Raw genomic sequence first — 21,137 nt, 5'->3', positions numbered from 1 at the left:
CTCTATGAAAAAATTCACATATACTAAAGAGTAATATACTAAACAATAAACTACTTAAAAATACACTTATAAACCCTTCATTTATAATCAGCTTATTGTAATAAAAATATATAAAGACAATTAAAGCTGTAAAGGTATATATAATCAAATTTATTAATTTTTCCTTTAAATATAGCTTAAATATATTTATAGGCATTCCCACAGTTAAATTATAAATTTCCGGCAAGTTATAAGCCTGTACCAATATATTGGGAATAAATAGAATTGGTAAAAATATTTTATTAATATAAACATCACCTTTATAAATGTATAAAAAGAAATAAAACATAATTGTGAAAACTATTGACATTATATTTCCAACTTGTATTGAGGACCAAAACTTGAGTTTGGAAAGTAAATTAAATTTCTTATCTTTATTAAAGACAGTTTCCTCTTTAGACTTTCTTTTAATAGCTTTTTTAGTTTTATTAAACTTATTAATTACTATTAATGATTTAAAGATAAATACTATTATTAGGGCTCCAAGCAAAAGTAAGCTTGTTGGAATATTTTTTGTTTCAAGGTTTCTGATTATTTCAGATACAAAGCGAGATATTGGACCGCCTGATAGAGTAAATAAAGAAATAAAAACCCATATTGATAGAAGTGCTATATATGATTTTGAGTCTCTTGTATCATCAGTATCTTCTCTGTAACTACACTTTAAAATCGTTGATAAAAATAGAATATGAAACATCCAAAAACTCAGAGAAGTAAATAATTTACCTTTTAATATTATTGCTAATACAAAGTAGGGCAAATAAAATATCACAAGTATTATACTTTGATAGAATAGGATACTTAGCGGATAGATTTTAATGTCGTCTATTGGAAGTGACAATATTAATTTCTTATTTAAGTTAAAAAGAGGGATATAGAATAGTGCAATAGTTGCGAAGATGTAGAAAAAACCTCTTAAAAAATAAGTTAAATTGTCAACGGTTATATCCGGAATGCTATTTAAAATAACAATAAAGATAAGGACGGCGTAGGTTATAAATAATCCTTCAAAAAAACTTTTCCCGGATGCATGGTTTATAGTTAAAAATTTTTTAAAGTTTTTCACGGTCTCACTTCCTATTTAGATAGTACATAATATCCTGAATTGTCGCATTTTCAACTATTGCGCCTTCCGGAATTACAATATTACTATCACCAAATAATCCTTTAAAATAATATTCGTTTTTTTCATATCCAAAGAAGTCCGATTCATTTAACATTTTAGATTGTGATATTGTACATTTAAGAATTTTATATTCATCTCTCATTTCTTCAATACTCTTTGAAAATATAAGTTTGCCGTTGTTAATATAGGTTATATAATCAGCAACTTTTTCTAGGTCTTCCGTAAGATGAGTGGAGAATAAAATAGCCGCATTGGTTCTTTCCCTGTATTCAAGAAGAATTTTTATTAATTCACGTCTTACTATAGGATCAAGACCTGCCGCAGGTTCGTCCATAAGTATAAGTTTGGCATTGTGTGATAGAGCAAGTGCTATTTGACATTTCATTTGATTTCCCTTAGATTGTTCGCCTAATTTTTTAAGTTTACTTATTTTTAATTTTTTAATAAGTTCTTCAAAGTATTCCTCATCAAAATTTGAATATAGGTTTTTATAAATATAACCTAATTTATCTAGGTTAAGCTTTTCAGGATAGATGGACTTGTCAAAGACAAAACCAATTTTATCTTTTATAGCAACGTTATTTTCAAGAGTATTATCTAAACCGAAAATTTTAATTTCTCCGCCAGTGGGTTTTATTACGTTCATTATTAAATTTATTATAGTGGTTTTGCCTGAACCGTTTGGGCCGATTAATCCCATAATATATCCCTCTTTAAGTGAAAAAGAGACGTTTTTAAGTACAAATTCAAAATCAAAATAATCTTTGCTTACATTTATTAGTTCTAACATTTTCTCACCTCATAAAAGTTCAATTAATTTAATAATTGTTTCTTTGGAAATTCCATATTCCTCAGCGGACTTTAAAATATCCAACAATTCTTCTTGTAATTGAAGCAGCTTATATTCCCTAATTCGTTCAATTTCCTGAGCGCTTACAAAACTTCCTTTCCCGGGAATAGTATAAATTAAACCGGCTTTTTCAAGCTCATCATAAGCTCTCTTTACTGTAATAACAGAAATTTCAAGAGATTTAGATAGGGAGCGTATCGAGGGCAGGGGATCATCCTGCTTTGCGCGTCCGGTTAATATTTCCGTTCTAATGGAATTTATAAGCTGCTCATAAATCGGTATTTTATTTTCATTTGATATCAAAATATTCATATAATCACCAACTGTTATAACTGTTATGTTTTATGATTAAATTATATACACAGTAAAGTGCTATGTCAACTAAGAATTTATAATTTGTTAAATTTATTTCAATAATATTTTTATATGTTATAATGACTTTATGATTATAGGAACATGTAAGATTGATTTAAGGCTGTTCTCGCCAAACAGCTTAAAAGAAAAAAGGCGTATTTTAAATTCATTAATTGCAAAATTAAAAAATAATTTTAATATTTCTGTATCGGAAGTGGGTAATAATGAATTATGGCAGAAAGCAACGTTAGGAATAGCCCTGGTCTCAAATGACAGCTCTTACGTTAATGAGATACTGGACAAGGTTATAGACTATGTTGAAGAATTTAATGATGTGGAAATTATAGATGTGGAGATGGAAATACTGTAGGAATGAGAAAGTTATTGACAAAAAAAGAAGCAAAAGAAGTTTTGGAAATTTTAGAAAAATGTTATCCTGATGCACAGTGTGAATTAAATCATAACAGCCCCTTTGAACTATTAGTGGCGACTATTCTTTCAGCACAATGTACTGATGTGAGAGTTAACATTATTACAAGTGAGATGTTTAAAAAGTACAATACCCCAATGGACTATTTGGAATTAGGGTTGGAAAATATTGAGGAGTTAATAAAATCCTGTGGCTTTTATAGAAACAAGGCAAAAAGTATTTATATGTCCTCAAAGAAAATAATTGAAGAATTTAATGGAGAGGTTCCACAGACCATAGAGGAGTTAATGACTCTTCCGGGGGTTGGGAAAAAAACTGCTAATGTAGTTGCTTCCACTGCTTATGGTGTGCCGGCAATAGCTGTTGATACTCATGTTTTCAGATTGGCAAATCGAATTGGATTTGTAGATGAAAAAGATGTGGAATCTACAGAAATTGCCCTTGAAAAAAAGATTGAGAAAAGTTCTTGGACTCGAGCCCATCATTTATTGATATTTCATGGAAGAAGAGTTTGTAAGGCTAGAAATCCCTTGTGTGGAGAGTGTAAGATAAGAGATCATTGTAGATACTATTTAAAGGAAATCAGATGATGCTAGGAAAAAGAATAATTATTAGTAGCTTATTTATTATAGTACTTTTTTCATTGGCGGCCGTTTATTTTAACAGGGAGATGAAGAATGAAAAAATTCATCGAGGTGTTAACATAGAAGGTATAAGCGTTGAAAATCTTACTAAACTGGAAGCTATTGAAAAAATTGAAAAAGAGAAAGAAAAAGAAAAGAACAATCTAAATTTAAAATTTATTTTAGATGAAAAAGAGTACAGTGTAAGTTATAGGGATTTGGGATTTAAAGCGGATGTAAAAGGTGCTGTAGATAAGGCTTATAAAATTGGAAGGAGCAACAATGTATTTGCTAATTTCTTTAATATAGTAAGTGCAGGAGCTGTAAGTAAGAATGTTAAAATTGAGGAGAGTTTTAATCCTCAAGATGTAGCTGAAACTATTAATAATCTAGTAGATGAAATTTATTTGGAACCTCAAAATGCTTCTATATCCTATACTGATGGCAGTTTTGTTTTAAGTGAGGAAAAAGAGGGAAGGTATATAGATTCAGAAAAATTAAAAGACTTAATTAACTCCAATTTAAGAAGTGAAACAGCTATAGAAATTCCCGTTATTAAATCTAAACCTTTAGTTACCACTGCTGATTTTGAAGGGATAGACGACTTACTAGTTGAATTTTCAACGGATTATTCCAAGTCTATTCAAAATCGAAAAGACAATATTGCCTTGGGGGCCAGTTTCTTTGACGGTATGTTGGTGAAACCTGAAGAGGAAGTTTCCTTTAACGGTACCGTTGGAGATATAAGCGTTGATACCGGATTTAAAGAAGCGGGAGTAATAGTAAACGGAGAGTTTGACAACGGTATTGGCGGAGGAATTTGTCAAGTTTCAACTACACTTTATAATGCCTTAATAAGATCTGACCTGGAAGTTGTGGAAAGGTATAATCATAGTAGACCGATTTCTTATGTTCCATTGGGAACAGATGCTGCTGTAGTACAAGGATATAAAGATTTAAAATTTAGAAATAATACCAATCATAATATTTATATAAAATCCTTTACAGACGGCAATGAATTAAAGTTTCAAATATTTGGGAATAGAGGAGATAGGGACTATGAAGTGGAAATTATACCTAAGTTAATAGGTACAGTTGAGCCTAAGGTAATTCAACAGTACTCTACGGAAATAAAAGAGGGAGAGTCAATAGTTTCAAAAAAAGGCGCACAGGGTTATAGCTATACAACTTACAAGGAAATTATAAAAAATGGAGAAGTTGTTTTATCGGAGCAAATTTCCAAATCCAATTACATTCCTCAAGATAGAGTGGTAATTATTGGGGAAGGTAAAGCAGATGAAAGCAAGGATGAGAAAAGCGAAGTTAAGAAAGAAACTGAGGCTTCAAAAGAAAAGAATAAGGAAACCGTAACTGCAGAGCCGGCAGTTTCCGGATTAAATTAAAAAGGAGTCTAGGGACTCCTTTAATATTTTATATAAAAATAAGATTCATCATTATAGTAGTAAGTATTATTGGGCAAGTCTTCAAAGTAGTACTTTGCCAACTCCCTAATAGTACCTCTCTTATTAAAATTTTCATCAATGTATTTTGAAGAACTTATTTTTTCAAAAGTTTTTCCGGCAAGAGGACCTTCTTTTGAAATTAAAAAATTCATTCTGTACTCATTCATTCCAACAGTTATTTCATCACTATCAAGTATGTCCTTACCATTTAAATATTTTAATTCTTTTAATCTGTTTTCAGATTTTTCCCTTAGGTCAATTGTATAGTGAATATTTCCGAAAACATCTAAAGTTTTATATTTAAAGTCAGCTCTCTTTTCATTTACAGAAACTTTTCCATCTTTATAGTTAAAGTAATCATAACTCCAAAGTATATATTTTTTAAGGTCTATGCCTTTCATTTTATATGTGGTGACTTCTCCTCCGTCATAGGAATAAAGTTCAGCTAAATCACACCTTCTCAAAGGACCGTTTTTTAAAAGAGCCTCCTTGTTGTCTATTTGAAAGGCAACTACATCTGCCTTTGAAAACTTTAACATAATCTTTGTCAACAGATGATTTAATGGATTGTCTTCAAAGTCGTAGTTAAATTCTCTTTTTATTCCCTTTACATAACCTATTATCTCATGGGTGTATTCCAGTATCTTTTTATGATAGGGTTCATATAATTTTAAAATTTCTTCCGAGGCTTTAAATTCTGCCAGATTAATAGCAGAGGAATTTTTAGATATTAATACCCCCTTAGAGAAGTCCATTTCTATTTTAGAAATAGTCTTGGTATAGGCAGCGGGCTGTGTTATCAATATATCCTTGTGAAACAGTTGAGAAATACTTTTATGCGTATGACCACAAATTATTACATCAAAGAGCTGCGGGTTTTCAATATTATTTAAAATGGAGTAAAGCCCTGAATTAACTATGGAATTTTCATCTTCCAATCCAAGGTGGAACATTCCTATTATTACATTGGAAGTCTTAGATAATTTATTTAACAGCTGATTTAAAATAGCTATAGGATCTTCAATTACTAGGCCTGCTAAAGATTCTTCCTTTTCAAAGTAATTTATTAGAAGAGTATTAATTCCAATAAAGGAAATTTTAATGTCTTCAAGGTTAATGGTCTTGTACTTATAAAAGAAATTACTGTTTGAGTTGGCCATTAGTGCTGTACCTTTAAAATCTTTTATAATTTTTTTAAGCCTTGGATAGGAAAAGTTAAATTCATGGTTACCCATATTCCAAATCTTATAGTCCATAAAATTCATAACTTTTACAATGGGATTAGGCGTTGTATCTATGAAATATTCTGCGGAATTACCTTGGATAATGTCTCCATTATCTACAAGAATTTTATATTTATTTTTATCTTTTTTATAACAATCATACAGATGGGCAAGACTGTAATCCAAAGGAATGTTTTTAGCATAATCATAGGGATATATGTGACCGTGCACATCTGATGAGGCATATATATTAACTTTCATAAAAATAGGTTAACATAAAACAGCCCTCTAATAAAGCACTTTAGTAATTTTTGGCAATGTGATAAAATATTTTGCAAGGAGAGATATATGAAAAAGCAAATTATACTAGCAGAAAAGCCCTCTGTTGCAAGAGATATTGCAAGGGTTTTAAAAGTAAATAAAAAACAAAAAGGTTATATGGAAAGTGAGGATAAAATAGTTACATGGGCACTTGGCCACTTAGTAACTCTTTCCACGCCTGAAGAATATAATAAGAAGTTTGAAAAATGGGATATGGAAGACCTGCCCATTATACCTAATAGAATGAAGTTAAGTATTATTAAAAACTCCAGAGCTCAATTTAACGTAGTTAAGGAGTTATTAAACAGAAAGGACATATCGGAAGTAGTTATTGCTACAGATGCGGGAAGAGAAGGAGAGCTTGTAGCAAGATTAATACTTATTATGTCCGGTTATAAGGGAAAGTTAAAGCGACTTTGGATTTCTTCTGTTACGGATAAGGCAATTCGAGACGGTTTTGCAAATTTAAAAGATGCAAAGGAGTACTACAACCTTTATTTAAGTGCCATGTCCAGAGCGGAGGCCGACTGGCTTGTGGGAATAAACGGTTCGCGTGCATTGACGCTTAAACACAATGCCAGATTATCTTGCGGTAGAGTTCAAACGCCTACTTTAAATATAATTAGACTAAGGGAAGAGGAAATAGCAAACTTTAAAGGCAGAAAATATTTTAATATCAATGCGCTTACTAAGACTATGACCTTTAGCTATATAGATGATAAAAATTCAATGAGTATAGGAAGTGAAGAAAAAGCCGATGCAATTTTAAAGGCTGTTTCAAATAAAAAGTTGAAGATTACAAAGGTTGAGGAAAATGAAAAGAAAAGCTATCCCAAAGAGCTTTACGACCTTACAAATTTACAGAGAGATGCAAATGTGAGATATGGTTATTCCGCAAAGGAAACTTTAAATATAATGCAGGATTTATATGAAAGACATAAAGTTCTAACCTATCCGAGAACTGACTCTAGATATTTAACTGAGGACATAGTTCCTACAATTCCGGAAAGACTAAGAGCTATGAATACGGGAAAGTATAAAGAGTTTATAGCTCCTTTATTAAAGACCGCTATAAAGGGTAATAAAAATTATGTAAACGATAAAAAGGTAAGTGACCACCATGCCATTATTCCAACGGAACAAAGACTTGCAATAGATGAATTGGAAGATAGAGAGTATAAAATTTATGATTTAGTGGCAAAGCGATTTTTATCACACTTGTTAAATCCTTATAAGTATAAAGAAGTTAAAATTTATGCCAGCTGTGAGGGACATAATTTTATAGCCAAAGGGAAAATAGATATTGATTTAGGCTATAAGCTTTTAGATAGCTACGAGGAAGAACTTGAGGAAAATCAAAGACTTTTTGATTTAAAAGAAGGTACTGAAATTGAAATTAATTCAGTTAAAAAGGTTTCCAAAACAACTTCACCTCCTCAGTATTTTAACGAAGGTTCATTGTTACTTGCAATGGAAAATCCGGTGAAATATGTTTCTAATATAAGCTCTAAAAAAGCCAGCACTTTAAGAGAAACAGGCGGAATAGGAACAGTTGCCACAAGAGGAGATATAATTGAAAAACTATATAGCTCCGATTTAATAGAGAATAATGACGGACGTTTACGAACTACAAACAAGGGAAGACAACTTTTGGAACTTGTCCCTGAGAAATTAAAAAGTCCTGAGCTTACTGCAGACTGGGAATTGAAATTGAAAAAAATTGAAAAGGGAGAATTAAAGGATCAACAGTTTTTAAGTGAGATTAGAGATTTTTCAAGAGAAAATGTAGAGGAGATTAAAAACAGTAACTATGTATTTAAGCATGACAATCTAACTAACATAAAGTGCCCTGAATGCGGCAAGTTAATGCTTAGAGTAAATAGGAAGAACAGTGAGCTTTTAATCTGCCAGGACACACAGTGCGGCTATAGAAAGACACTTTCAATTCTTACTAATATAAGGTGTCCCAACTGCCATAAGAAATTGAAACTTTTAAAGGACAATAATTCCTATATATGTGAGACTTGTGGTTATAGAGAGTCTAAGGAAAGTATGGATAGGAAGTTTAAAGAAAATAAAAATAAGATGTCCAAGGCTGAGGCAAAGAGATATATTAAAAATCAAAAAACCGATGTAAATATTAATAACTCTTTGGCAGATGCATTGAAGGGATTGGATTTTGGAGATAAATGATTAATTTTTTTAAAAGAAAAAAACCGATAAAAACAGAAAAAGATGAAAGTCTATACAATGTGCTTTTAAAAAGTGAGGAAGAAAACAGTTTAGTAGAAATTGATTTTTCAAACTTATCCCAAGACGGAAGATATAGGGGAGAGTTTGAAATTGAAATTTTAAAAGGTAGAAAGCTGAATAGGGAAGATTCTACAAAACTTAATGAAGCTGTATTAAAATTCTACGAAAGAGAAAGTGACAGTGTAAATTTAATATGTGATTTTTTCAAAGATAAAAGGGCAATTGAAGTATTTTCTGAATTTGAATCCTTCATATTTTCCTTAGATATATTTGAAGAAAAAAGACTTGCAGGACTTTCAATACTTTTAATGAGAGATACAAGGGTGATTGAGGCTATAAAATTTGGAATAATGTTGGCTCATTTCTATCCACTTGTAAATTATCCTGCGGCGGTAAAAATAATTGTAAACTTGGGAATATATCCTGAATTTACCTACTACAGTCTAGGCGTTTTAAAACAGCTTAACTATTATGAATTAGTACGCGATAATATCTTGCGTAGAGGTTTAAAGGAAACTCAAATTATAGAGGAGAATATGGAATGAAACTGGGAAAACACAATTTAAAAGTAAAGAATATAACTAAGATAGGCGCATATTTAACAGATGGGAAAGAAGATATTTTTTTGCCTAGACATGATGACGAAGAGTTAAAGGTTGGAGAATTTTTAGATGTATTTATCTATGACAATTCCAATGGAAATAGAGTTGCAAGTAAAAAAATGCCCTTGCTTCAAGTGGGAGAAGTTAAAAAGCTGACAGTGGTATCTAAGACAAAGTATGGGTACTTTGTAGATATAGGTTTAGACAAGGATGCCTTTTTACCCTATAAAGAAACTCCCGGAAGAATTAATGAAAACGAAGAATATTTAATGATGCTCTATATTGATACCTCCGATAGATTATGTGTTACTACAAAAATAGGAGATAAGCTTTTAAAGAATAATGATAGATTCAAGGTAAATGATTTTGTAAAGGGAACTATTTACAGTAAAAGTGATAAGGGAGCTTATGTTGCCATAGAGGACAAATATGACGGAATGATTTTACAGGAGGAGCTTAAGGGCGTATATAAAATAGGAGATGTAGTGGAAGCCAGAGTCCAAAGAATACTTAGAGATGGAAAAATAACCCTTACTCTTAGAGAAAAAGCCTATAAGCAAATGCACTATGATGCAGAATTATTAATGGAACTTTTAGAGGACAATGACGGAGTATTAAACCTTGGCGATAAGTCAGATCCTGAACTTATAAAAGAAGTAACGGGACTTTCAAAAGCTGCTTTTAAAAGAGCCGAAGGTGCATTGTATAAAGAAAGATTAGTGGAATTATATCCTGAAAAAATAGTGTTAAAGAAGAAATAAAAATGGAAAATGTAAGATTAAAGATAATAGATTTTGACTACAAGGGCGGGGGCGTAGCAAAACTAGATAACAAGACTGTGTTTTTAGATGGCGGAGTAATAGGAGATGTAGTTGAAGCTGAAATTTTAGAAGATAAAAAAAGATTTTTCACCGCTAGAGTATTAAGCGTATTAAAAGATTCCCCTTATAGAATTAAATCAAAATGTAATTATTCAGGAGTGTGTGGAGGTTGTGATTTTTTAGAATTTGACTATAAGGAACAATTAAAGTGGAAAAGGGAAAAAGTCACAAACGACCTGAGAAGAATAGGAAGTATTGACGGGGAAGTAAAAGACACGCTGGGAATGAAAACGCCCTATTACTATAGAAATAATATCCAATTAAAAGTATTGGACGGGAAATTGGGTTACTATAAGAAAAACACTAAGGAACTTGTAGAAGTAAGTAGATGTATAATTGCAAAAGATGAAATCAATAATTTTATAAGAATATTAAGAACTTGGAAGGGCATTAAAAGTGTAGATGAAGTATCTATAAGGGAAAACTACAGAGGGGAAATAATGGCGGTTTTTATCTCCAGTAAGGGAGTGAAAAACTTTAATACCCTATTGCCAAAGATAGTTGAAAGTAATGTAGTATCTGTCTTTGAAAATATAAACAGAAATAGGAAAGTGAGATTTGGGAGAGAATTTAAAAAATTATACGGTTCCGATTATTTAAATGAAGAGCTTTTGGGAATGAAATTTAAATTATCTCCACGTTCTTTTTTTCAAGTAAACTTACTTCAAACTGAGAAACTTTATAATGTTGCTCTAAAATCTTTAAAGTTAGAGAAGAAAGATAGACTGCTGGATTTATATTGCGGTATAGGTACTATTAGTTTACTGGCTGCAGATAAAGTAAAAGAAGTTGTGGGAGTTGAAGTAGTAGAAGATGCCGTTGAAGATGCAAGATTAAATGCAAAATTAAATAATATTACAAATAGCAGATTTATATGTGGCAAATCGGAGGATGTGTTGCATAAACTCTATGAAAATAACAGTCTATATTTTAATAAGATTGTTTTAGATCCGCCAAGAACGGGCTTAGATAAAAGTCTAATAAATACTCTTTTAAAGTTAGGAGCGGATAAAATTGCATATATTTCCTGCAATCCCTCAACGCAATCAAGGGATTTAAAACTTCTAAGTGAAGATTATAAAGTGGAACTAATACAACCTGTAGATATGTTCTGTAACAGTGTGCATGTGGAAAATGTAGTTTTACTACAAAGGAATAAATAAGTTAAAGACTTTATTTTATAGTTTACAGATATTTTGTTTTTAAGGAAGATTTATGTGATGTATGCAAAAAGTAATAAAATAGGATTAATGTGAGTTCGTGTGTATATGGTGATATAGCGGGTATATTATATATTTATGATGGTTTTTTAATATTGAGAAATTATTTATAGGTGTAACTTACAACACATCTACTTGATGGAGTTATAACATAGAATTTTTATAGACATACCAGGTGTAAAATTGAATTTATAGAACATAATATTTGTTGTAAAGAATTTTATATTATTTATAATTTATATAATCATCTTAATTTTAGAATATAGATTTGTAACGAGTTTAGAAAAAAACAATAGAACTTTGAGTATTCTAATCAAAAATACTTTAACCGACGTATGCAGTATTTTTCATATGAATGTAAACATTAAATGCATAAAACAAGGCTGCGTAAATTCTTAAAGATAGATATATGAACTTAAGTTTTATCAAAAATATAGTAGAATAGCAAAAACAGGGACTTACTTTTATAAGTAGTCCTTTATTAATGTGTTTAGGCAGTTGAGTGTACAAAGCATATGAAAAGAAAAACACCCCCTATATTAAAATAGGGGGTGACTTTTGAAAATGTCCTTTTCCTTGGAACAATGCATTAACAAGTGGTTTATTATTTTATATTTTAATAAGGAATAGGAGACATATTAAATGTCAAATTTTTTAGAGTTTCCTCTAACATTTACACTATATATTTTTTCCACATTATCTCCTCTAAATCCATAGAAATAACTTGCCAAATTTGCAGTACTACAAGAATGATTGGGGATCATTCTAATTCTATCTCCAACTTTGAATTCTCCTTGTTTTGCTTTAATTTTCCCGACTTCTTCAGATAGGCTATCAATTATTGCATCAGGGTGTCCTATTATCTTTCCATGTCCTACTATGGAATCATTTCCGTGAGCTCCCTTATCCAAACCTAGACATTTGGCGCCTGCATCACAGATGTAAAGACCTTCTTTAGGATTGGATACAATAGAAGCTATTACTGAGAGGGCGCATTGATCTTCTGATGCAATTTCTATTGACATTTGAATTGCGTCATTGAAAATATAATTGCCTGGATGATAAATTTGAATACCTTTGTCTTCAACGGCGTCAAAGAAAGTAGGAGTTGATCCGGAAGTTACATATTCAACCTCATATCCATTTGCTTTTAGTTGTTTCAATACATAGTTCATTACTTCCATTTCTTGGTTTGCACATTCAGTGACTCCTTCTCTAGTTGTCACTCCATATACTTGTCCTGGATGGGAAGATATTCCTTTGAAAACTAAGTTTTTAAATTGTTTCATATCATTTAGAAAGTTTAATGCATCTTCTTTTTGAATTCCAAAACGTCCAAGTCCACAATCGATTATTAAAGTATAATTTATTTTTATATTTTTTGTTTCGGCAACTTCATTAATTAATTTAGCAGCTTCAATGCCATCAATTCTGATAATAAAATTGGACTTTTTAGCAATGTTGACAATTCTGGCAATTGAAACGGGATCAGACACAGGATAGGCATACATTATGTTTTCGACATTTAATTCAGTTGCAGCTTCACATTCATCAATGGTTCCACAGAGTAATCCAGTTGCTCCATTGTCAATTTGATATTGCATTAATTCTTTGGACTTATGAGTTTTAGTCATTGGCCAAATCTCTTTATTATGTTTTTTAGCTAATTCATGAACTCTTTTGATATTATCTTCCATTGTGTCAATATCTAAAACAATAGAAGGTGTAGGTAATTTATTTATATTCATAATAAAATCTCCTTTCATAAACTAAATGAATATAATCTTTAATATATATACACAAATCAATGCTGTAAATGATTGTGCAATCGAAATTATGGGCATAGTTTTGTATGCAATAGATGTGTCCATTTCTGTAGTAGAAGCTGTAACCCAGAAGAAGTCGTCGTTTCCATGAAAGACCATAAAACCGCCTGCAGCACAAGCTAACATTGCAATTACCGTTCCCATAGGAGAAGACATTCCTAATATATCCAGCATAGGTAAAATCATACTTGCTGAAGTCACCATTGCAACAGTTCCTGAACCTATAGCTGTTCTAAATATAGCTCCTATTAAAAAAGGTGCTAAAATTCCTATTTCAACTCCGGACAATGCATTTACTAAAATGTCTTGAAGAGCAGAAGCCTTTAAGATTGAACCGAAAGCTCCTCCGGCACCTACTATTAGCACAATTTGACCTGCAGTCATAAGAGATTCACCGAATAGACCATTAAAAGTATAAACTTCTTTATCAGTAGGATTGATGGAGAAGTATGTAAATAGAGCAATGCACATACCTATCAATAAAGCTATCATTGGCTGTCCTATAATGCCCATAATTTGTACGAATGCATTCATTTCACCAAAGGGATGGCTAGGAAAATCCACTATTGTCTTTAACACCATGAGAAAAATAGGTATGATAATAGGTGTAAATGCCATAAACGCATTAGGTAATTTTTGGTTTTCGTCAAATTCTTCAATATTTTCAGGCAAATAATAATATTTCTTTCCGAATTTAGTAGCTAAAAAATGTGCAACAAGCGTAACTGGTATGGAAACCAAAGCGCCCATTGCGATAACTGTACCTAAATTCGCATTTAAAATCCCAGCCACAGCTAGCGGGCCTGGTGTTGGTGGAACCAACATATGAGTTGCATGTAGTCCCATTGCTAAAGATACTGTCATGGTGGTCATGGAAATTTTTGTATCGCGCGATAATCTCTTGGCTATTGGTGATAACAATACCATTGCAGAGTCACAAAATACAGGTATGGACACGAAATAACCAGTAATCGCAAGGCCTAATGAAGCGTGTTTTTCTCCGGTGATTTTTAGGATGCTTCTAGCCATAGTTTCAGCGGAACCACTCTTTTCTAATAGAGATCCAGTAACGGTTCCTATTGTAATAACCACACCGATGCCGGCTATAGTGCTTCCCATTCCTTCTGCGAAGTTTTCCAGCATCAATTCCATTCCCATTCCTGAAACGATTCCGAAGACAAAAGATGAAAGCAGCAGGGAGAAGAAAGGATGAAGTTTTACTTTAATAGTTAGAAATATTAAAGTAAATAGTGCTAAAAACAGAGCAATTATTGTAAGTGTTGTGTTCATATATTACCTCCTCATAATATTCAATTATAGTGTGGCGTACGCATGCTTATAATTTCTGAACCTCCTTTTAATTAAGAGTATAGTTTGTATTTAGACAAGAATAGAAAAATACAAACGTTTTCAAAAAATATTAAGTAATGTGCATAGAATATTCTATAATTGAATATTAACATTCTTTTTAAGAATCGTCAATATAATTTAATTTATTAAATTATATTTAACTTACAGGATTTAATTTTTGCCATAGATATTAAATTATGATAAAATTAAAACAATTATGTGAAGGGGTGACCATAATAGACAATAATAATTTAGGAATTAATATTAATAAATATAGACAGAAATTAGGGTTTTCAATTAGAGAATTGGCAGAGCAGATAAATATATCTTCTTCTATGCTTAGCCAAATTGAAAAGGGGACTGCTAATCCTTCGTTAAATACACTTAGGGGAATAGCTGCTGCATTAGATATTCCAGTATTTAGCTTATTTATTGAAGAAGATGAGAGTGACACAATAGTCGTGAGAAAAGAAGACAGATTGCAAATTAAACATGGAATAGCAATGGATGAGAGAATTCATTATAATCTATTAGTACCAGATTTAAAGGGAGATATTGAATTTTGTGAGTTGGTGTTGTCGTCAAAATTGTATAGTTTAGATGAATTAAAGAGTCATAAAGGTGAGGAAGTAGCTTTGTGTACAAAAGGTAGAATTGAACTGCATCTAGAAAACAAAATAATAAGATTAAATGAAGGAGATAGTGTGAGAATTCCTAAAAATACATTACACAGGTGGAAAAATCCAAATGAAGAGGAGTGCAAGTTGGTATTTGCAATTACACCACCTTCGTTTTAATAGAAGACAAGGCTAGGTCTTAAAATAAAAACACCGTCTTTATTTAATATTGGTTTTCTTAAGTAGTTAGTTGGATATTAATGTATAATCGAGGTATTGAGCAAGCTATTAAATTGTATTTTAATGGTCAATGGTGCAGGTTGATTTAGTAATAAAAAACCATTTAATTTTGCCTGTCCTCGCAGTCAATTAACTGAAGCGCTTAATCGTATTGCCAAAGCTTTGGAAAATATTTAGAAGCTATGGAAAGAATATTTTTTCATATTATAAACTAAGTATTAAATTAAAAAGTAATTAAATTTATTTTAGTTACAATAAAGAAAATCTATTATAAAGAATAAGAGATCAAAAAGATTAAGTTTTATTTTAAAATTTAATCTTTTTTGATTTAATTATTTTATTAAAAGTATATAATAAAGATATAGTATTTATAAATGATATTTTGAATTTGATAAGGAAAATAATATTTAAATTAAGCGGAAAAATAAATTGATTTATAGGATAATATTTCTTTAACAGAGCTTAGTAAAATAAATTTACTTATAGCTTTTTTATAAATATTAAATAGTTTAGGGGGCCCTTTGTTTGAAAATTAGAAAAGCAGCTATTGAGGATATAAAAGATATTAGCCGAATTCATGCTTTAAGTTGGAAATTTGCTTATAGAGGAATTATTCCTCAAACATATTTGGATGAGTTAAAGGAAGATTTTTGGGTGACTCCCTTTGAAATTTGGCTTAATAATAATATTTTAACTGTATTGGTTATGATAGAAGAAAGCAGTATAATTGGCTGTACGGCTTATGGAAAATCTAGAGATAAATCACTAAGTGATTGGGGTGAAATTATATCCATTTATTTATTGCCTGAATATTACAATAAAGGCTATGGCAGTAAATTGTTGGAAAGTGCAGTGCAGGATTTGAAACAATCCGGATTTAAGAATATATATTTATGGGTATTAAAAGAGAACCTGCGCGCAAGATATTTTTATGAAAAGAATAACTGGAAATGTAATAAGAATGAATATATTTGTGAAATAGGAGGAAAACAACTTATAGAAATAAGTTATATTTACTCTTTTGATAATATAATCTAACTATAATTACAAAATCATGTAATTTAGTATGAATGAGTAGGAAACATAAGAGAATTAAATAATTTTTATTTCGACAGGAGGAGATAAAATGGCTGTTTTTGAAAACAAGGGGGTAAAATTATTTTATGAAGTAGAAGGTGAAGGTTCGCCAATAATTTTTACACATGGGGCAACTTGGAACCATTTACAATGGGAAAATCAAGTAAATGCTTTAAAGGATAAGTTTAAAGTAATTACTTGGGATGTAAGAGGTCACGGCTATTCAACTTTACCGGAAGGACCTATAGATCCGGAAGATTTTACTGATGATTTAATAGCTTTAATGGATCATTTAAATTTAGATAAAGCTGTTCTTTGCGGTTTATCAATGGGTGGACATATATCTCTACACACGGCAATTAAATATCCGGAAAGGGTGGATGGATTAGTTTTAATAGGAACACCTTGTAGCAACAGTTTTAATCTTTATGAAATGATATATTTTCCATTATATTCATTTTACAGTAAAATTATTTCTATGAATTTTATAAGTGCATTTCAAGCCTGTATGCTGTCCGCAATTAATCCAAGTAATTTTAAGTATATAATTGAAGCTAATTCAATGCTTTCCAATGATAGATGGAATAGAATATGGACGGCGGCGGGGAAGATGGAAAGTAAGAGAGAGCTTAATAAAGTTCAATGTCCTACATTGCTTTTAATAGGTGAATATGACTTTTTTACAAATTACCAACAGGAATATATGGCGGATAATATTTTAAATGCAAAATTAAAAGTAATTTCCAATGCCACTCACGCTACTAATATGGATAATCCAAATGAAGTTAACCAAGCTATTTTGGAATTTATTTAATTAGAAGTTAAAATTGTTTTAAATATTTCAATTAAAGTAGTGAAAACATAAACATTTAAAGAGATTAAAAAAGTCTTTTTAAATGTTTTAATTAATTATAGAAAAACAGAGGAAAGAAATGGATTGGGAAATAAAAAAATTTAAGGAACTTACAATAGAAGAATTATTTAAAATATATAGGGAAAGGACAAAGGTATTTGTAGTTGAGCAAAACTGCCCCTACAATGAAGTTGACGATGAGGATTTAATCTCAATTCATATAATGGGACTGGAGAATGGTGAACTTAAAGCCTATTGTCGTATAATACCTAAGGGTGAAACTGTTCATATTGGAAGGGTCTTAGTAGAAAAGGAATCAAGAGGTAAGGGTATGGGGCGAATATTACTGAACAAAGCTATGGACTATATAGATAGTCAAATGAATAGTTTGGAAGCACATATTCAGGCACAGGAGTACTTAATAGAATTTTATAAGTCCTTAGATTTTATTGAGATAGGTACTGCTTATTTAGATGAAGGAATCTTGCATATAGATATGGTAAGGAGAAGGGATGGAAAATTTAAAATTAGTAAAACCAAAAGAAATATATTTGAATGACATTGTCCTTTATAAAGAGGAATTCTTAAAATCAGGCGAACAAATTGCCGGTTCAGGAGATTTAGAAAATTTGGATAGTATAGAAGAATGGCTAAGTCATTCTCAAAAATATGAAGTTAAAGAAAACCTGCCTGAAAATTATGTTACTGCGGAGCAATATATATTTATAAGGGAATATGATAAAAAAGTTTTAGGAATGATTCAGCTAAGACATGAATTAAATGAGTTTTTGTTAAACTACGGCGGACACATTGGTTTTTCAATTAGACCTTCCGAGAGAAGAAAAGGCTATGCTAAAATTATGTTAAGAGAATTATTAAACATGTACAAAGGCAAGTATGATAAATTATTGGTAACTTGTGATGAAAATAACGAGGCTAGTAGGAGAACTATAAAAAGTAATGGAGGCATTTATGAAGACACTCGATATGATAAGTTTAAAGATATAAATATTGAAAGATATTGGATATCTATAGAAAAATAACATATAGTTATAATCTTTAAAGAGTCATAAGGTTCTTTTTTAATAATAAAAATTAACTTATAATTGAAATAGGTGAAGATAAGTGAGAATATATGAAGTTAAAGAAAACAAAGAAGATTACTTGGATTTACTTTTAATTGGTGATGAAGATGAGCATATGGTGGAGAAATATTTAAGTAGGGGGTATATGTTCCTTTTAGATGATTTTGGAATTAAGGGTCTATGCCTAGTAACAGAGGAAGGAAAAGGAATATATGAAATAAAAAATTTAGCCGTCTATTCCAAGTATCGTAAAAAGGGATATGGAAAGTCACTGGTAAAATTTATAGTTGAACACTTTAAAGACTATGAGGAAATTTATGTTGGAACTGGATATGGAACTTCAAATGTAGAATATTACAAGAAGCTGGGATTTCAAACTTCACATATATTAAAAAATTTCTTTTTGGATAATTACAGCAAGCCCATATATGAAGACGGTATTCAACTTACAGATATGCAGTATTTAAAGATGGAGAAAGGTTAAATTAATGGGGTCGGATATTATGAAAAAATATTTAATAATTGGAATTGGAATGTTAGTGTGTATGATTTTGTTTATAGGATTTGCACTATATAACCCTCAACTGTCACTTCCTATTAGCTTAAATTTAACCTATGTAATTTATTTGGTCTATATTTTAATTATTGTGATTATGTTTATTTTCTATTTTAAAACTAAATAAAATTAGTGGAAAGCAACGGGAAGTTGCTTTTTATAATTTTGGAGAATTGGTATAATTTTAATAAAGGAGGGTGGGATATTGGAAATAAAAGATATTTTAAAAAAACTGAGATTGGATAAGGGAATGACTCAAGAGGATATGGCAAATAAATTGATGATTTCAAGGCAGGCAATTAGCAGGTGGGAAAGGGGAGAAACTGAGCCAGGGATTGATACTTTAAAGCTGATTTCAAAGGAATTTGATCTTTCCATTAATACACTTCTAGGGTCGCCTAGGACTTTAATATGTCAATGCTGTGGTATGCCTTTGTCAGAAGATGAGTACATAAGTAGGGAGATAGATGGCAATTTCAATGAGGATTACTGTAAATGGTGTTATGACCAAGGGGAGTTTAAATATGAAAGTTTAGAGGAATTAATAAACTACTGCGCTCCAAGTATGGCATCTATGAATTTAGGGATTGAAGAAGAACAGATTAGGGTTATGCTAGAAGAGAATTTACCGAAGTTAAAGTATTGGAAAGAAAAGTTAAGTAATGATTAAATAAAGGGAGGTGTCTTTTGGCTAGACCTACTACGAAAGAAGACTTAGTCTCTAAATCAGAATATAACTTTGAGAAGTTAATGAACTTGGTGGAAAATATGACTGATGAGGAGTTTAGTATCTCTTTTAATTTTGAAGATGATTTAAAGAAAAAAGAGGTTCATTGGAAAAGAGATAAAAATGTGAGAGATGTGTTTATTCATCTCTATGAATGGCATAAGTTATTGATTAATTGGATTGAATCCAATATGAGAGGTATAGAAAAATCTTTTTTGCCCGCACCCTACAACTGGAGAACCTATGGAGAGATGAATGTGAAGTTTTGGGAGGAGCATCAAGGAACTACCTTTGATGAATCAAAAAACCTTTTAGAGGAAAGTCACAAAAAAGTTATGTATATTGTTGAAACATTTTCTAATGAAGAGTTATTTACATCAAAGTACTTTTCCTGGACAGGAGGAACAACTTTGGGAAGTTATTGTGTTTCTTCAACATCAAGTCACTATGAATGGGCATTGAAAAAATTAAAGGCACATATTAAAAATTGTAAAAATAATTAAATATTAAATATATAGACCAGTGATATTTCATTGGTCTATATTAGTATAAATGTTCCTGCTACAATTAATATTAATCCTATAAAAGCTTTTTTAGATAGTTTTTCTTTTAAAAGGAAGTAGGAAAACATCACAGTAATGACAATACTTAATTTGTCTATTGGAACTACAACAGAAGCGGGACCATCTTTAAGAGCTTTATAGTAGCAGAGCCAAGAAAAACCGGTAGCAAAGCCGGATAAAATTAGGAATGACCAGGATTTTCTACCTATATCTTTAAAGTTTAAATCAGTATTTCTCAAAAAAACCAAGAGCCAAGCAGAAATAAATACAAATACAGTTCTGATGGCAGTTGCTAAATTAGAATCTATGTCTTCTACTCCTATTTTCCCTAAGATAGCTGTTAAACTGGCAAAAATAGCAGATAGCACAGCGTAGATAAACCAACTGTTATTAGTGGATTTACTGTATTGAAAATCTTGAATTCCAATCATCATATATGTTCCAAATGCCATTAAAATCATGGCAATAAGAGATATGTAATTAAAAGATTCACCTAAAAAAACAAATGAAAGTACCATAGTTAAAATGGTACTACTTTTATCTATAGGAGTTACTTTATTGACATCTCCATATTTTAAAGCTTTAAAATAGAAAATCCAGGATGCACCTGTGCTAAAACCTGAAAGCATTAGAAATATAAACGTCTTTAATGAAACCTCAGTTAATCTATTTATAGATCCTGTAAGTATAACTAATAACCAAGCGCTTACAAGGACTACAGTAGTTCTTATGGCAGTAGCGAGGTTGGAATCTATATCCTTAACACCTATTTTTGAAAGTATGGAAGTAACTCCGGCAAAAAAGGCCGAACCAAATGCAAAAAATATCCACATAATAACACCTTCTTCTTAAATTTAT

The 21,137-nt window shown here is 30.9% G+C and carries 22 protein-coding genes; 16 read left to right on the top strand and 6 right to left on the bottom strand.

Annotation, left to right across the window (positions count from 1 at the left end; translation table 11 throughout):
* Positions 1–332: 332 nt before the first annotated feature.
* Entirely contained in the window at positions 333–695 is a 363-nt protein-coding gene (locus EF514_RS07220) for a hypothetical protein (RefSeq protein ID WP_127724767.1), read from the top strand.
* Positions 696–1,109: 414 nt separating this feature from the next.
* On the opposite strand, the gene EF514_RS07215 is transcribed toward EF514_RS07220, so the two are convergent.
* Positions 1,110–1,955, bottom strand: coding sequence for an ABC transporter ATP-binding protein (locus EF514_RS07215; RefSeq protein ID WP_127724766.1), 846 nt, complete (start codon positions 1,953–1,955; stop codon positions 1,110–1,112).
* Between the two features lie 9 nt (positions 1,956–1,964).
* Positions 1,965–2,327 (bottom strand): GntR family transcriptional regulator, encoded by a 363-nt coding sequence (locus EF514_RS07210; protein WP_127724765.1) that lies wholly within the window; start codon positions 2,325–2,327, stop codon positions 1,965–1,967.
* A 130-nt stretch (positions 2,328–2,457) separates the two neighbouring features.
* Here EF514_RS07210 and EF514_RS07205 point away from each other — a divergent pair, with 130 nt between their 5' ends.
* The 3 genes from EF514_RS07205 to EF514_RS07195 are packed head-to-tail and all read left to right on the top strand — an operon-like array spanning position 2,458 to position 4,825.
* The gene (locus EF514_RS07205; protein ID WP_127724764.1) at positions 2,458–2,739 is read left to right on the top strand and encodes a DUF503 domain-containing protein; all 282 of its coding nucleotides are present in this window, start codon (positions 2,458–2,460) and stop codon (positions 2,737–2,739) included.
* A gap of 2 nt (positions 2,740–2,741) precedes the next feature.
* Positions 2,742–3,389, top strand: a complete 648-nt coding sequence (gene nth, locus EF514_RS07200) for an endonuclease III (RefSeq protein WP_127724763.1) — start codon at positions 2,742–2,744, stop codon at positions 3,387–3,389.
* Entirely contained in the window at positions 3,386–4,825 is a 1,440-nt protein-coding gene (locus tag EF514_RS07195) for a VanW family protein (protein WP_127724762.1), read from the top strand. Before nth ends, EF514_RS07195 begins: the two co-directional genes overlap by 4 nt.
* 20 nt (positions 4,826–4,845) lie before the next feature.
* On the opposite strand, the gene EF514_RS07190 is transcribed toward EF514_RS07195, so the two are convergent.
* Positions 4,846–6,369: a bifunctional metallophosphatase/5'-nucleotidase gene (locus EF514_RS07190; protein WP_127724761.1), complete on the bottom strand. Its 1,524-nt coding sequence runs from the start codon at positions 6,367–6,369 to the stop codon at positions 4,846–4,848.
* Positions 6,370–6,456: 87 nt separating this feature from the next.
* Between EF514_RS07190 and EF514_RS07185 the strand changes: the two genes are divergently transcribed.
* From EF514_RS07185 to rlmD, 4 genes are read left to right on the top strand one after another with little or no spacing between them, the layout of a single operon-like run.
* Positions 6,457–8,622, top strand: a complete 2,166-nt coding sequence (locus EF514_RS07185; protein ID WP_127724760.1) for a DNA topoisomerase III — start codon at positions 6,457–6,459, stop codon at positions 8,620–8,622.
* A complete protein-coding gene (locus tag EF514_RS07180; protein WP_127724759.1) occupies positions 8,619–9,227 on the top strand; it encodes a hypothetical protein in 609 nt (202 codons plus the stop codon). The genes EF514_RS07185 and EF514_RS07180 overlap by 4 nt, the downstream gene beginning before the upstream one ends.
* Positions 9,224–10,045: a CvfB family protein gene (locus EF514_RS07175; RefSeq protein WP_127724758.1), complete on the top strand. Its 822-nt coding sequence runs from the start codon at positions 9,224–9,226 to the stop codon at positions 10,043–10,045. Before EF514_RS07180 ends, EF514_RS07175 begins: the two co-directional genes overlap by 4 nt.
* Before the next feature lie 2 nt (positions 10,046–10,047).
* The gene (rlmD, locus tag EF514_RS07170; protein WP_127724757.1) at positions 10,048–11,328 is read left to right on the top strand and encodes a 23S rRNA (uracil(1939)-C(5))-methyltransferase RlmD; all 1,281 of its coding nucleotides are present in this window, start codon (positions 10,048–10,050) and stop codon (positions 11,326–11,328) included.
* 695 nt (positions 11,329–12,023) lie between these two features.
* Here rlmD and EF514_RS07165 read toward each other — a convergent pair.
* The gene (locus EF514_RS07165) at positions 12,024–13,133 is read right to left on the bottom strand and encodes an alanine racemase (protein WP_127724756.1); all 1,110 of its coding nucleotides are present in this window, start codon (positions 13,131–13,133) and stop codon (positions 12,024–12,026) included.
* 21 nt (positions 13,134–13,154) lie between these two features.
* A complete protein-coding gene (locus EF514_RS07160; RefSeq protein WP_127724755.1) occupies positions 13,155–14,501 on the bottom strand; it encodes a GntP family permease in 1,347 nt (448 codons plus the stop codon).
* A gap of 257 nt (positions 14,502–14,758) precedes the next feature.
* Between EF514_RS07160 and EF514_RS07155 the strand changes: the two genes are divergently transcribed.
* From EF514_RS07155 to EF514_RS07115, 8 genes are all read left to right on the top strand, one after another.
* Positions 14,759–15,358, top strand: coding sequence for a helix-turn-helix domain-containing protein (locus EF514_RS07155; protein ID WP_127724754.1), 600 nt, complete (start codon positions 14,759–14,761; stop codon positions 15,356–15,358).
* A 585-nt stretch (positions 15,359–15,943) separates the two neighbouring features.
* A complete protein-coding gene (locus EF514_RS07150) occupies positions 15,944–16,456 on the top strand; it encodes a GNAT family N-acetyltransferase (RefSeq protein ID WP_127724753.1) in 513 nt (170 codons plus the stop codon).
* 88 nt (positions 16,457–16,544) lie between these two features.
* On the top strand, positions 16,545–17,309 hold the full coding sequence (locus EF514_RS07145; RefSeq protein WP_127724752.1) for an alpha/beta fold hydrolase: 765 nt from the start codon (positions 16,545–16,547) through the stop codon (positions 17,307–17,309).
* A 118-nt stretch (positions 17,310–17,427) separates the two neighbouring features.
* Positions 17,428–17,907, top strand: coding sequence for a GNAT family N-acetyltransferase (locus tag EF514_RS07140; RefSeq protein ID WP_127724751.1), 480 nt, complete (start codon positions 17,428–17,430; stop codon positions 17,905–17,907).
* Positions 17,861–18,391 carry a GNAT family N-acetyltransferase gene (locus EF514_RS07135; RefSeq protein ID WP_127724750.1) on the top strand — a complete coding sequence of 177 codons (531 nt, stop codon included), beginning with the start codon at positions 17,861–17,863 and terminating at the stop codon, positions 18,389–18,391. Before EF514_RS07140 ends, EF514_RS07135 begins: the two co-directional genes overlap by 47 nt.
* Positions 18,392–18,473: 82 nt before the next feature.
* Positions 18,474–18,917, top strand: coding sequence for a GNAT family N-acetyltransferase (locus EF514_RS07130; RefSeq protein WP_127724749.1), 444 nt, complete (start codon positions 18,474–18,476; stop codon positions 18,915–18,917).
* A 277-nt stretch (positions 18,918–19,194) separates the two neighbouring features.
* Positions 19,195–19,659 (top strand): zinc ribbon domain-containing protein, encoded by a 465-nt coding sequence (locus EF514_RS07120; protein WP_127724748.1) that lies wholly within the window; start codon positions 19,195–19,197, stop codon positions 19,657–19,659.
* Positions 19,660–19,676: 17 nt separating this feature from the next.
* The gene (locus EF514_RS07115) at positions 19,677–20,219 is read left to right on the top strand and encodes a ClbS/DfsB family four-helix bundle protein (RefSeq protein WP_127724747.1); all 543 of its coding nucleotides are present in this window, start codon (positions 19,677–19,679) and stop codon (positions 20,217–20,219) included.
* 35 nt (positions 20,220–20,254) lie between these two features.
* Here EF514_RS07115 and EF514_RS07110 read toward each other — a convergent pair whose 3' ends face one another.
* Positions 20,255–21,112 carry an EamA family transporter gene (locus EF514_RS07110; protein ID WP_127724746.1) on the bottom strand — a complete coding sequence of 286 codons (858 nt, stop codon included), beginning with the start codon at positions 21,110–21,112 and terminating at the stop codon, positions 20,255–20,257.
* Positions 21,113–21,137: the final 25 nt, after the last annotated feature.

It is taken from the genome of Anaerosphaera multitolerans (genome assembly GCF_004006535.1).
Lineage (GTDB): Bacteria > Bacillota > Clostridia > Tissierellales > Peptoniphilaceae > Anaerosphaera > Anaerosphaera multitolerans.
This window is presented reverse-complemented; position numbering and strand designations above follow the sequence as displayed.

Excerpts from the sequence above, each read along its gene's own strand:
- EF514_RS07175 (WP_127724758.1), top strand. The coding sequence starts at position 9,224 with ATGAAACTGGGAAAACACAATTTAAAAGTAAAGAATATAACTAAGATA.
- EF514_RS07180 (WP_127724759.1), top strand. The coding sequence starts at position 8,619 with ATGATTAATTTTTTTAAAAGAAAAAAACCGATAAAAACAGAAAAAGAT.
- EF514_RS07210 (WP_127724765.1), bottom strand. The coding sequence starts at position 2,327 with ATGAATATTTTGATATCAAATGAAAATAAAATACCGATTTATGAGCAG.
- EF514_RS07185 (WP_127724760.1), top strand. The coding sequence starts at position 6,457 with ATGAAAAAGCAAATTATACTAGCAGAAAAGCCCTCTGTTGCAAGAGAT.
- EF514_RS07190 (WP_127724761.1), bottom strand. The coding sequence starts at position 6,369 with ATGAAAGTTAATATATATGCCTCATCAGATGTGCACGGTCACATATAT.
- EF514_RS07155 (WP_127724754.1), top strand. The coding sequence starts at position 14,759 with ATGATAAAATTAAAACAATTATGTGAAGGGGTGACCATAATAGACAAT.
- EF514_RS07160 (WP_127724755.1), bottom strand. The coding sequence starts at position 14,501 with ATGAACACAACACTTACAATAATTGCTCTGTTTTTAGCACTATTTACT.
- rlmD (WP_127724757.1), top strand. The coding sequence starts at position 10,048 with ATGGAAAATGTAAGATTAAAGATAATAGATTTTGACTACAAGGGCGGG.
- EF514_RS07205 (WP_127724764.1), top strand. The coding sequence starts at position 2,458 with ATGATTATAGGAACATGTAAGATTGATTTAAGGCTGTTCTCGCCAAAC.
- EF514_RS07135 (WP_127724750.1), top strand. The coding sequence starts at position 17,861 with ATGGAAAATTTAAAATTAGTAAAACCAAAAGAAATATATTTGAATGAC.
- EF514_RS07140 (WP_127724751.1), top strand. The coding sequence starts at position 17,428 with ATGGATTGGGAAATAAAAAAATTTAAGGAACTTACAATAGAAGAATTA.
- EF514_RS07215 (WP_127724766.1), bottom strand. The coding sequence starts at position 1,955 with ATGTTAGAACTAATAAATGTAAGCAAAGATTATTTTGATTTTGAATTT.
- EF514_RS07145 (WP_127724752.1), top strand. The coding sequence starts at position 16,545 with ATGGCTGTTTTTGAAAACAAGGGGGTAAAATTATTTTATGAAGTAGAA.
- nth (WP_127724763.1), top strand. The coding sequence starts at position 2,742 with ATGAGAAAGTTATTGACAAAAAAAGAAGCAAAAGAAGTTTTGGAAATT.
- EF514_RS07195 (WP_127724762.1), top strand. The coding sequence starts at position 3,386 with ATGATGCTAGGAAAAAGAATAATTATTAGTAGCTTATTTATTATAGTA.
- EF514_RS07165 (WP_127724756.1), bottom strand. The coding sequence starts at position 13,133 with ATGAATATAAATAAATTACCTACACCTTCTATTGTTTTAGATATTGAC.
- EF514_RS07110 (WP_127724746.1), bottom strand. The coding sequence starts at position 21,112 with ATGTGGATATTTTTTGCATTTGGTTCGGCCTTTTTTGCCGGAGTTACT.